Genomic DNA, 12,411 nt, shown 5'->3' on the forward strand with positions numbered 1-12,411 from the left:
ACTCATGTTGAGACACCCTTTTTCTATGCGTTTTTCAGTTTATTAGCAAATTCAATCATGGATCTACTAGACATTGGTCCTTTTATTAAGACAATCGTGTCTGCATCAAGCTTTGGTTTCAATAATTCTAAAACGCCTGCTACCTCTTTAAACGTATGAACCTCTGCGCTGGTTCCATCCTTTTGTGCTTGATCGGCAATTTTCTCTGCCCTTTTGCCGATGGTAATTAAGGTATCGATCTTTCTTAGCGCTACCATGGAGCCGATTTCGCGATGATATTTTTCTTCAAAATTGCCTAATCGCTTAATATCCCCTAAAACAAGAATGACTTTTTTGTCTTTTCCTACCGTATCTAACACTTTTAAGGCTGCCTCTACAGATGTCGGGTTATTTGTCCACGTATCATCAATAATCGTACTGTCACCAAGTCCTGTCGTAAATTCTAAATGTCTTGCCATCTGTTTAAACGTTCTTAGCCCTGCTATTGCCTGACGAATGGTCAGACCCATTTCATGACTGGCTGCGATGGCGGCTAAAGCATTATAGACCTGATGCTCGCCATAGCCAGGGACAAATACATTGTACGTTTCATCCGCTACCTCTAAAACAAACTTCATGCCCGTATTGGCAAACTCCACTTTCGAAGCCTTGTAATCAGCTGTATCCTGTAAGCCAAACTTGATAATCTTCCCTTTAAATCTTTTCAAGGAGATTTTTTTGGTATTGGCATCATCAGCATTGATGATTAACGTGCCATCTTCTTTAATACCTTCCACAATTTCTGACTTGGCCTTAATATAGCCTTCCAGATTGAGACAGCCATCTAGATGATGCACACCAATATTTGTAATAATCCCGATAGTCGGTTGATAGATCATACATTGATGTTTAATATTCCCCGTATTCCCTAAGCCTAATTCAAAGATAGCGGCTTGTGTTTTATCATCAATGCCCGTCAAATAAGGTAGTGATTGCCTTGGCTCGTTTTTACTGCTGACAGATGCTTGCACTTGCCAATGCTTACTAGCAATATGTTTTAACATCTCTTTTGTCGTTGTTTTACCACAAGTTCCTGTTAAAGCCACAACGGGAATTTGAAAGAGTCCACGATAATACTCGATAAATGTCCAGTAGGCCTGTGCAACACTTTTTACTTGTAAAACGGTTGTATTCGCTAGTGCATTTTTTAACTCTGTAGACGGTTTATCGGATATGATGAGAGACGGACCTTTCCGATCAATCTCTTGCCAATTGATTTGATCGTTTCGACTAACAAACATAAGTGAATGACTTTTTGTTAAATCATGCCGATTATAGTAGATTGCCTGCTTAACAGACCATTGATCTGATCCGTGAATGAGCTTTCCCTGTAGGACATTCCTAAGTTTTTGCACACTAATAGATTGCAAGTGTACTACGCCTCCTCTCTTTATCAATCTTGTAGATGACTTATTTTTTCTCTTGATCTAGCGTGCTGCCTTTTGATCAATTACTATACCTTATTAGCAAGCTCTTCTATGTGGCACAGTCAATATCCTATATGGAAAGAAGCTAATTTGCAGGTGGTGGAGGTTTTAACTTTAGCTCCGTTGCTAGTGTAGAAACCTGTTTGCTATACATATCTCCCTTAATGAGAATGATGGTATTTTCATCGACAATCTTCTGCAATAACGGATAGACTAGCGTACTATTTTTAAATGTATAAACAGGTGCGCTAAATCCTAGCTTTACTGCATGATCAGCCATAATCCTTGCATGCTCCCCAATGGTAATCAGGACATCCACGCCAATACGTTGGATTAATTCACCCGCTTGTTCGTGAATAATATAGCCCCACGAACCTAAATCGGTAATCGTACCAATAACAGCAATCTTCTTCTTGCCGTCACCTAGCTCATTCAACACTTTTAAGGCTGCCTCTAAGGAAGTGGTTGTAATACTCCATGTATCATCCAATAACATGGAATGATTAATGCCCTCAAAGAGTTGCAGTTGTTTTTTCAATTGACGGAATGATTGGAGCTGTTTTGCTGCGACTGGAATAGGCATCCCCATATCGTAAACTGCTGCAATGGCAGCAAGGGCATTATAAACCTGATGCTCCCCAAATCCTGGCACATGAATGTCATAGCTTTTTCTGTTATGGTGCAGGACAAATTTCATTCCCTTTTGATAATAGTGGATATGGCTCGCTCGAAAATCACAGGAATCATGCATTCCTACCTTAATTAAACGCCCACGAAATCTCGAAACATCTATTTTTTTCGTATTCACATCTTCAGCATTGATTATTAATGTACCTTTTGGATGAATGATATCTAGCATTTCTCCCTTTGCTTGAATATAGCCTTCTAATGTTTTGCAATAATTTAAATGATGGGCTCCGATATTCGTAATAATACCGATTGTCGGTTTAAAATATTTCCCCGCATTCGTGACATCTCCTGGTGAGCCAACTGCTGTTTCAAAAACGGCAGCCTCTGTTTCTTCCTCTATACCTAATAAATATTGCAAGGAAGCGGTTCTAGAATTACTGCTAAGTGTCGTCGCAGTCACTTTCCGATCAGCCGAAAGAATATGTTTAATCATCTCTTTTGTCGTTGTTTTACCTGATGTACCTGTGATCGCGACAATCGGAATATGAAACTGGCTGCGATAAAAATGAACAAATTTCCAGTAGGCCTCTTCTGCATTCGCTACCTGTATCATAATGACATGGTTGGGAATGTCAGTTGGTCGATAAGCTCTATCGGTCACTAGCACCAGAGGAGAAAGTGGCTCTAGACTTTTCCAATTGACAATACGTTTACTTGTAAAAAGGGCCGTATTGGACTTTTTCACTTGTTTTAATCGATAAGCGCCATGCTGAATCAGTGTATCCTCTAACCCGTGCACTAGATAGCCTGCCGTAATCATTGCTAAATTTTTCACCGAAAGAGGCTTCATATCTTTTCTCCCTCCTTTCTTTTCTAGTATATGTAACCTCTTAAAAGTTGCTTGGATGTAGACAAGATACATAACTAGAGGAAATCTATTTCATTGCATATATATAAAGGTGATTAAGTATCTAAGTACCAATAGAAGGAGTGATATACCTGAAAGCCATTGTATTTATCGGTACAAACAAATCTGGGTCTAGTCGTGAAGCAACAAGGGCAGCAGAAAAATTAGGCTACTTCACAGTACTTTTCACAAATAATGAAAAACAACTTCAGCAGCGCAGAGCCTACCCCGACATCCATAAAATGATACTCATTGATACTTTTGATATCGAGAGCATGAAAGATGAAATAGAGAAACTAGGAAAAACCGGATTAAATATTAAAAGTATCGTTAGTTTTGTTGATCCCTTTGTCCATGTTGCTTCAATGTTATGTGATGAATTTTGTCAGAACTACACATCCTCCAGCGCGATTGAAACCATGGAGGATAAAGAAAAAACAAGAAAGTTTTTACAAGACCAGCCATATTCGCCAAAGTTCTCGCTCATGAAACCTAACGAACCCATTGCAAAAAATTTGACCTTCCCATTAATCGTAAAATCTCCTAAATCAACAGGCTCAAAAGATGTTTTACTAGCAACGGATGCCGATCAGCTCCATAACCACCTCAAAGCACTACGCAGTAAAAATCCCTATGAAACCATCATGATTGAAGAATATCTAGATGGTCCTCAATATTTAGTGGAGGCGGTTGTCTATCAACGACAACCACATGTCATTGGTATTATTGAGCAGGAAATTACACAAGGAAAACGATTTATTATTACAGGCTACGGTGTACTAGTGAAAGCCCCTCAAAACATCCAATCAGGCATCGAGGAGGTACTTCATTCCATCGTGAAAGCCTTTGGTATTGAAAATGGGGCGCTCCATTTAGAGCTTCGATTAACCCAAAATGGTTGGAAACTCATCGAGATCAATCCTCGAATTTCAGGTGGCGCCATGAACAATATGCTACAAGCAGCTCTAGGTTTTAGTTTAGTAGAAGAAACACTGAAGATTTTGCTAGGAGAACAGCCTAATCTGCAACCAAGACACAAAAAATTTGTCTATACAAAATATGTCATTGTGGAAAGTAGAGGGATTTTAGAAAAGGTTATTGGCAGGGCAAGAGCGACAAAATCAACTGGCGTCGTAGAAGTGTATGTCAAACCAAGAAAAGGCACCCTCCTCACCCCACCTTTATCGATGGGTCACCGTTACGCCTATGTCATTGCAGAAGGTGCAACCTTGAAGGAAGCGAGAAATCACGCCATCAATGCAGCAAAAGAAATAAAATTTATTTTGAGAGTTTGAAAAAAATATCCCGAATAATTGCCGCTAGTCAGTGGACAGTTACTCGGGCTTTTTTATCTTCATAAGTCGTAATCGTTTATTCTTCTTTAAACGTTTGATCTAAAAATTTCACGGTTTCAAACATATTGGTTTTACTGGCACCTTTTACGAGAATGGTATCATGAGGCTTAATGAGCTTTTCAAGAAGGACATGCAATTGGTCCTTATTAATAAAATGGTGTACTCTGGCTGGGTCCATGCCCTTTGCGATGGCTGCATTACTCATTTCATCGGTCCTAAAGCCATAGGTAATAAATTCATCGATGCCTATTTCATGCACGTACTCCCCAACCTTGCGATACTCCTCTTCCCTCAAGACACCCAGTTCTCGCATTTGCCCAATAATGGCTACCTTGCGATTCGTCGCAATATTCGTCAACACATCAAGCGCAGCACGAACCCCCTGCGGATGAGAGTGAACCGTATCATCAATAACCGTTATATCATCACGGCAATCATAAATCGTTAAGCGTCTTGGCGGTTTTTTAAAGTTGAGCCCTGCCTGAATATCAAGGGGGCTAAACCCTAAAAGATCAGCCACTGCCACTGCATTCAGTGCATTGTAAACATGATGTTCTCCTAATATAGGAATATACAATTCTATTTCCTGCCCATGTAGCTTCATTTTAAAGGACATACCGACATCTTTATACTGCAGATCATACGCACGGTAGTCCGCTTCTTTTTTAATGCCCACCGTGATGATTTTCCCTTTGAATTGCTGTGTCTCTAAGTATCTTGAATTGTCATCATCTTGATTGACAATGAGCAAGCCCTGTTGATCCATACCATGAATTAATTCCGATTTCGCCTTGGCAACGCCCCTTACATCTCCATCAAAGTTCCCAACATGGGCTAAGCCTATATTCGTCACAATACTAATATTCGGCTGGATGATGCTACAGTGATTGGTAATAATGCCTGGATAGGCCATACCGTACTCTAATACAACGGCCTGATGCGTATCGTTGATCTCTTCCTTATGCTTTTTCGTATGCTCCGTCGTATTCCAATAATCCTTTGATTCAAATACATTCCACTTTTTCGATAAGATGGAGCCAACAAATGCCTTTGTCGTGGTTTTCCCTGCACTTCCCGTAATCGCAATAATCGGCAGGCTTTTCTTTGTCTCCACCTGCTTACTTTTTTGTTGGACAATATTCTTTTTCAGAGGTTTTTGATTTTTGGCAAGATACATCGCATAGCGGATGGAATGGATGACCACATCTAATTCCAAGTAAAAGGCAGGAGGACAGCCTGGGCGCCAATTGACCTCATACATCCAAATTTTTTGATTTTGATCTAAACCCACATCAATGCCAATTTCATCAATAACTTCCCCAAATTTCGCCATTTGAATTTCATCCAGATGATGCGCCAACGATAGCGAAAATTGCTCCAGCATTCGCCGAATATTATAGGCCTCTTCCTTAAACTCCTGTTCCAAAAAAGGATCTAAATAATTGGTATAGCCGCCATTGTTAATATTCGGTATGATGGAGCCATTCGGTGCAATGCGTGGATACACCGTCGTCACTACCCATTTACCTTCCCCATTTTTTTGGACATGCAGACGGAAATCATAGACCTGACCGGATCTAGTAACGGATTGAATATACGGCTGCATAATAAAGGTGCCAGACGTAAGTTGCTCCTTTATCAATGCATCCAATTGTGGTTTTGTATAGGTTGTCGTGATGCTATCCTTTCGAACCTCAAAATACTTGGCTCCCGCCTTCGTAATAAAATAAATGCCCTTCCCTTTTCGTCCATCAATCGGCTTAAACACAACCCGTTTATAATAATTAACGAACTTATGAAATAAATCGGCATCCTTTACAATTTCAGAGGGAATCAAATATTGGTCAAATTCCTTCGCTTCTTGTAATCGTTTCATCACATTCCATTTGTTCCCGATTGAATGGGTTGTAAATGGAATCTCCTCTTTTAAACGGTCAATAATCTCTTTCGATACAGATAATTTCTCAGGGCTTCCTGCATTATAAATTACATCAGGAAAAGGCATCGTTTTTTCCTGCCATTGCCCATCCTCATAGACCTTTGCTCGAATAGAACGTTTGGCAAAGTCCACACTTTTAGGTGTGAAATAAAAAAACGTTGCGCCTTCAGCTTTCGCAACTGCTGCAAAGGCATAGGACTTGAGCACTGTTGTTGGATCAAGTCGATGATGCAGCATACCAATAATCGTCATAGCTAAACTTCCTTTCATTAGATTCTCTCTCTATTACATTCACTTTGTATCCCTTGCATATAGACAGATGCTCTAGCTTTAGTAGTTTAATATGGCACTACCATTTCGGCTCTATGATAAATTTCCCCTTCAACATGTCTGGCTTTAAGAGCTGAATGGCCGATATCCCACTGAGTTCAATGGATTTTTCTATACTTGTTTTTTCTAACCTCACCACATCTGCAATCGAATTTGTATCGTTTCCTTCATAATCAAAAGCACGCAACAACGACACTGTGCCACGGCAACGCTCTCTATCAACAGCCTCAATGCGGAAAAACTCTGTCTCAAACTGTTTCACTGTATCCAACAAGCTTAAATGCGCACCACTATGGGTAATTAAAAAAAATGGAATCGTATCACTCCCGACAATTTTAGTAAGTAGCTGACCAAAATATTTAGAATGAAAATTCATCATGATATCCTGAAGATCCTTCAAATCACTTAAAGCTTCACATAAAAAGTGATTTTTTTTCTTATCACTATTCAATTCGTAGCCCCCTCTCTAGTTTGAATATGCGATTTGATCCGTGTAAGTTGCCCTCTCGTTATCATATGTTGCGACAAAAAATATGGCGACTTCTTCACAAAGAAACTAAAAAAACCTCCACCATTGAATGGGGAGGCTTTTGCCATAAGTTTATTTTGAAAAACATGCTAGGAAATCCTGTATAGTACAATGTTCTAATGTATCCACTGTGTTGTGTTTTGTATTGAACGGTAATTGCTTGGTAATCTCGTTCGGCATGACCACTGTATAAAGCCCTGCTGCTACTGCGGCTTGTGCGCCATTCGGTGAATCCTCAATTGCAATAGCTTCATTAGCCTCTACACCCAATTGTTCAAGCGCCTGCAAGTAAAGCTCCGGATCAGGCTTAACATTTGTTACAGTGTCAGCGGTACAAAAGCAATCAAAGTAATGTCGGATACCCAGTTTATCGACATATAGATCAATCCATTGACGACTTGAGCTACTAGCAAGACCGATTTGTAAACCCGCTTCCTTTGCCTGCTGTAGCAACGTTAAAATACCAGGTCTGAGCGTTTCCGTTTCCATCCATTGTGCATGGCGTTGCTGAATGGATGTTTGAAATGCCTCCACATCCAATTGTATTTGATGATGTGTAACAAGATATGTATAGGGATTAAAAGTTTGAAGATTAGTACCAAGGCACTTAGCATAGGTTGCCAACGATAAGTCAACACCATATTGTGCATAGGCATCTCTAAAAACGTTATACCATGCTGTTTCTGTATCAATAATTGTACCGTCAAAATCAAAAATTAGAGCTTTTATCATCAAATTCTCTCCATTCCATGCTTTGCGTTTTCATCGGTTGATTGCAGTGAGCTAAGCCTAGGTTTTGGCAGAAGTATCCGTTAAATTTGGCCTGCTAACCATTGATCTGCTATCTCTATCCTTCAATTTACACACGCTTTCCGCTACTTTCACATCTCTATCCTTCAATTTGGACCTGCTATCCGCTAATTTTGCATCTCTATCCCCTTATCCTCTTGATTCCAACTCTTTTGCGAAGCTATCCTTCAATTTGCTAATTCTATCCTTCAATTTAGACCTGCTATCCGCTACTTTGCTAATCCTATCCTTCAATTTGGACACGCTATCCGCTACTTTCGCATCTCTATCCGCCTACGCTCACGATTCCAACTCTTCTCCACCCTTATCCCCCTGATTCAACAAGATAACGCCTCCAATAATGAGGGCTATGCCAATCGCAGAATAAACAGTAAACATATCGTGCCAAATGACAATGCCTACCAGAACGGTTAAAGCTGTGCCGACACCTGACCAGATGGCGTAGGCTAAGCTTAAGGGCATGGTTTTCAAGCAGAGCGATAAGCTATAAAACGAAATACCATAGCCAATTGCGACCGCCAATGATGGAGCTAGTACAGTAAAACCGTTTGAGAACTTCAGCATGGTTGTTGCCAAGACCTCGCTTATAATCGATAGTGTTAAAAATAAATAGCCTTTCACTGCTGTTCAGCCTCCTAATGACCACCCGCAAGATTGAGTACCACGACACCCATAATAATGCATAGAATCCCTAATACCTTCTTGCGATTAAATCGTTCCTTATAGAGGACAACACCTACAATTGCGGTTAGCGCTGTCCCTAAACCTGCCCATATTGCATAGGCTGTGCCAATAGGAATTACTTTTAATGTTAAGGCTAAACAATAAAATGCCGTTCCATAGCCAACTACCACACCGATTGATGGCCCTATTCGTGTGAAGCCTTCCGTACGCTTGAGCATGGAACTGGCAAAAACCTCTGCTATAATAGCGAGCATTAAAAAACTAAAAGCCGTCATTCATAAAATCCTTTCTGCTTTGCTTCTAGATGTGATCTTCTTCCTCTACATATTCCAAGATGTCTCCTGGCTGGCAGCCCAAAGCTTTACAAATGGCATTTAATGTAGAAAAACGTACGGCTCTTACCTTGCCCGTTTTTAAATTAGAGAGATTGACAATCGAGACATCAACCTTCTCTGCAAGTTCACTCAGCTGCATTTTACGATCCGCTAGCATGCGATCTAAACGAATAATTATAGTCATGTTCTCACTTCCTAAGCTGTTGCATCATATTCATCCTGGAGAAATGCACCGTATCGGAAAATACGTGCAATGGTCCAAATCACCACACCACATAGTAATAGAGTCCAATGAATGCCTGTAAAATGATAGCTAATCCCCTTAATCAAACCCGACTCTACAAATCGGGACTCCAGTTGGAATTGCTGCATAATTAGATAGACGGTATATGTACGAAATGCATTCACAGTCAAGCTCAATACCATCACACAGTAGGCAATTCTCTCCATTTTTTTACTATTAGCGAGTGAAAATACAATACCTTTTGATAAATTACTTAAAATATTCCTTACTTGTACAATAATAATTAATAAAATAGCTATGTATATTGTAGCAGTAAAGAGGAAGGTCACGACATCTTTTTTTGAATAGTGAATGTCCCTTGTCACATGGTCTGCCAGCTTCATTTCCAATCCTTCTAACTGAACGGCAGCTGTCACACTCCCCTTCGCTAATAAATGATTCACTTGTTGCTCTGATACTACCATTGCCCCCACCATAAAAATCGCAAGCATCGTCAAGGCAAAAATCATCACCACCATGATGATGGTAAAAACGGTACGAAGCCCCTTTGTCATCCATCGAAATTCTTTACTTTGAATTGTTTGCCCCATTGTCAACATCTCCCTCCCTTCTTTCTATTATACATCCCTTTTTATTCCTATCAATAATTTTTTAACGTTTATCATTAATAAATTATTGATAAAAATAAACCCTCTAAAACTAGAGGGCTTATTTTAGTAATCCTATCTTTACTAAATATTCTTTTGCTACTTCTGCTGCAAGCTTTCCTTCTACATTCACTTGATAATTCATTTCTCGCATTTCATCATCTGTAATGCGATCAGCTAGTTGATTTAATGCTTTTCCAATCTCTGGATAGTCAGTCAGCGTTTCTTTCCTTAGTAAAGGCGCTCCCTGGTATGGTGGAAACAATGCTTGGTCGTCCTCCAATACGCGTAGCTTGTATTGACGAATTTCACTATCCGTTGAATAAGCATCGAGCAAATTAATATCACCTGATTGTATCGCCTGATAGCGAAGCTTTGGCTCCATCGTTGCAAGCGTTGTAAAGGCAATCCCATATCGTTTTTGAATGCCCACATAGCCATCCTCACGGTCATTAAATTCTAATGTAAAGCCTGCTTTCACCTTCTGCTCTATCGGCTTAAGGTCTGAGATTTTTTGCAGTTGATAGCTCTCAGCCAGCTCCTGTGATACAGCGAGTGCATACGTATTGTTATAGCTCATGGGACTAAGCATGACCATATCGAATTGCTCCTGCATCCCTTCTTTTGCCTGACGATAGACGTCCTCTTGGTTATGATTAATCGCTTCTTCCTTTAAAAATTCCGAAATGGCTGTGCCCGTAAATTCAGGATAAATATCAATACTGCCCGATTTTAATGCATTGAAAACAAATGAGGTTTTACCAAGCCCTGGCTTTAATTGCACTGTTAAATCTGTCTCCTGCTCAATCAATAATTTATACATATTGATAAGAATCTCAGGCTCCGCACCAAGCTTTCCTGCAATGACAATTTCATCTTGCTGTTTACTGCTTAGTAGCGGGAAGAAAATCATTACGAGTGCCGCTAAACTAATGGCACTCAAAGTCGTCATTGTTTTTTTAAAGGACAGGGTTTCTAATTTTTTGAGCGCTACATCAAAAATCAGGGCTAAAATAGCGGCGGGAATGGCTCCTATAAGAATGAGGGCTGTGTTATTTCGGTCAATCCCAAGTAAAATGATATCCCCTAAACCTCCTGCACCAATTAAAGCCGCTAATGTTGCAGTGCCCACAATCAGCACCATTGCTGTGCGAATACCAGCCATCATAACAGGCATAGCGAGTGGTAGCTCAACCTTTACTAAACGCTTTGATCGATTCATCCCCATCGCTAATGCCGCTTCCTTCAGTGATGGATCGACTTCATTAATCCCCGTGTAGGTGTTTCGTAGAATAGGCAACAGCGCATAGACGACTAACGCAATAATAGCGGGAACTTTCCCAATACCGAATAAAGGAATCAATAAGCCGAGCAACGCTAAGGAAGGAATTGTTTGTAGCACCGCACTGACCCCAATAATGCTTTCTGCTATTTTCTTTTTATTGGTTAAATAGATACCTAGAGGAATGGCGATGAGGACAGCAAAAAATAGTGCAATAAAAGAGATTTGGATATGCTCTAGCAATGCCGCCAGTAGCTGTGCCTTCCGTTCCTGAAATACATCCACCACATTAGCCACCATGTGCATGTCCTCTTTTCTTAGAATCCTCTGCTAAATAACGCAGCATAGAAGCTCTTGTCACCATGCCAATGCGCTTGCCATTCTCTTCGACACCCAACAAGTCATGCTTCGCTAATTTTTCAAGAAGCATCGTAAACGAAGCATCGACAGGAATCGTATCCCCAAAGTCGTTTGTCGCTACGATTGGTTGTAGCACATCATGCATCGTAAACAATTGATCTGTCTGCTTGCCACCAATAAACTGTTGGACAAAATCATTTACAGGATTTTGCAGCAATTGCTGTGGCGTGCCTATCTGAACAATTTCGCCATCTTTCATAATACAGAGGCGATCCCCTAATTTCAGCGCTTCCTGCATATCATGAGATACAAATACAATGGTTTTCTGAATGGTACGCTGCATCTCTAGTAGATCATCCTGTAGTTTGGTGCGACTGATAGGATCTAGCGCACTAAAGGGCTCATCCATTAAAATAATCTCTGGATCAGCTGCCAAGGCTCGAACAACGCCAACCCTTTGCTGTTCGCCTCCTGATAATTCCTTTGGTTTACGCTGACGATATTTTGCAGGCTCTAGCCCCACCAACGCTAATAGTTCGTCCACTCGCTGATGGATTTTCGTTTTACTCCAATTCTTCAACTCTGGCACGATGGCAATGTTTTCTTCAATCGTCATATGTGGAAAGAGGGCGATTTGCTGTAGTACATAGCCGATACTCCAACGCAGCTCATGGATATTATAATCGCTAATTCTTTTATCATTAATCCAGATAGTGCCTGCTGTTAAGGGGATTAATCGATTAATCATCTTCAATAAAGTCGTTTTGCCGCATCCACTAGGACCGATAATAACAAAGAATTCACCCTTTTTAATTTCTACATTTAGTTCTTTGACAGCTATTTGGTCGTTATCATATTGTTTTGAGACATTATCAAATGTAATCATCTGTCAT

12 protein-coding genes are annotated in these 12,411 nt (G+C 40.3%); 1 reads left to right on the top strand and 11 read right to left on the bottom strand.

Going from position 1 to position 12,411, the window contains the following annotated elements:
* Window positions 1–23: 23 nt before the first annotated feature.
* Both ACEVFT_RS17635 and ACEVFT_RS17640 read right to left on the bottom strand, forming a co-directional pair.
* The gene (locus ACEVFT_RS17635; protein ID WP_393950873.1) at window positions 24–1,394 is read right to left on the bottom strand and encodes a UDP-N-acetylmuramoyl-tripeptide--D-alanyl-D-alanine ligase; all 1,371 of its coding nucleotides are present in this window, start codon (window positions 1,392–1,394) and stop codon (window positions 24–26) included.
* A gap of 157 nt (window positions 1,395–1,551) precedes the next feature.
* Window positions 1,552–2,946, bottom strand: coding sequence for a Mur ligase family protein (locus ACEVFT_RS17640; protein WP_393950874.1), 1,395 nt, complete (start codon window positions 2,944–2,946; stop codon window positions 1,552–1,554).
* A 140-nt stretch (window positions 2,947–3,086) separates the two neighbouring features.
* Between ACEVFT_RS17640 and ACEVFT_RS17645 the strand changes: the two genes are divergently transcribed.
* Window positions 3,087–4,298 carry an ATP-grasp domain-containing protein gene (locus tag ACEVFT_RS17645; RefSeq protein ID WP_393950875.1) on the top strand — a complete coding sequence of 404 codons (1,212 nt, stop codon included), beginning with the start codon at window positions 3,087–3,089 and terminating at the stop codon, window positions 4,296–4,298.
* A gap of 76 nt (window positions 4,299–4,374) precedes the next feature.
* On the opposite strand, the gene ACEVFT_RS17650 is transcribed toward ACEVFT_RS17645, so the two are convergent.
* From ACEVFT_RS17650 to ACEVFT_RS17690, 9 genes are all read right to left on the bottom strand, one after another.
* Window positions 4,375–6,567 carry a YheC/YheD family protein gene (locus ACEVFT_RS17650; RefSeq protein ID WP_393950876.1) on the bottom strand — a complete coding sequence of 731 codons (2,193 nt, stop codon included), beginning with the start codon at window positions 6,565–6,567 and terminating at the stop codon, window positions 4,375–4,377.
* A gap of 79 nt (window positions 6,568–6,646) precedes the next feature.
* A complete protein-coding gene (locus tag ACEVFT_RS17655; protein WP_342443235.1) occupies window positions 6,647–7,078 on the bottom strand; it encodes a hypothetical protein in 432 nt (143 codons plus the stop codon).
* Window positions 7,079–7,228: 150 nt separating this feature from the next.
* Window positions 7,229–7,888 (bottom strand): HAD family hydrolase, encoded by a 660-nt coding sequence (locus tag ACEVFT_RS17660; RefSeq protein WP_393950877.1) that lies wholly within the window; start codon window positions 7,886–7,888, stop codon window positions 7,229–7,231.
* 357 nt (window positions 7,889–8,245) lie between these two features.
* Window positions 8,246–8,587, bottom strand: coding sequence for a DMT family transporter (locus tag ACEVFT_RS17665; RefSeq protein ID WP_393950878.1), 342 nt, complete (start codon window positions 8,585–8,587; stop codon window positions 8,246–8,248).
* A 14-nt stretch (window positions 8,588–8,601) separates the two neighbouring features.
* Entirely contained in the window at window positions 8,602–8,925 is a 324-nt protein-coding gene (locus ACEVFT_RS17670; RefSeq protein ID WP_393950879.1) for a DMT family transporter, read from the bottom strand.
* A gap of 25 nt (window positions 8,926–8,950) precedes the next feature.
* Window positions 8,951–9,169, bottom strand: a complete 219-nt coding sequence (locus ACEVFT_RS17675; RefSeq protein WP_205442729.1) for a helix-turn-helix domain-containing protein — start codon at window positions 9,167–9,169, stop codon at window positions 8,951–8,953.
* 11 nt (window positions 9,170–9,180) lie between these two features.
* Complete coding sequence (locus ACEVFT_RS17680; RefSeq protein ID WP_393950880.1) at window positions 9,181–9,819, bottom strand: DUF2975 domain-containing protein; 639 nt, start codon at window positions 9,817–9,819, stop codon at window positions 9,181–9,183.
* 118 nt (window positions 9,820–9,937) lie between these two features.
* Complete coding sequence (opuFB, locus tag ACEVFT_RS17685; RefSeq protein WP_393950881.1) at window positions 9,938–11,458, bottom strand: osmoprotectant update ABC transporter permease/substrate-binding subunit OpuFB; 1,521 nt, start codon at window positions 11,456–11,458, stop codon at window positions 9,938–9,940.
* Window positions 11,448–12,404, bottom strand: coding sequence for an ABC transporter ATP-binding protein (locus ACEVFT_RS17690; RefSeq protein ID WP_393950882.1), 957 nt, complete (start codon window positions 12,402–12,404; stop codon window positions 11,448–11,450). The genes opuFB and ACEVFT_RS17690 overlap by 11 nt, the downstream gene beginning before the upstream one ends.
* Window positions 12,405–12,411 lie beyond the last annotated feature (7 nt).

It is taken from the genome of Lysinibacillus sp. PWR01, assembly GCF_043359455.1.
Taxonomy (GTDB): domain Bacteria; phylum Bacillota; class Bacilli; order Bacillales_A; family Planococcaceae; genus Lysinibacillus; species Lysinibacillus fusiformis_F.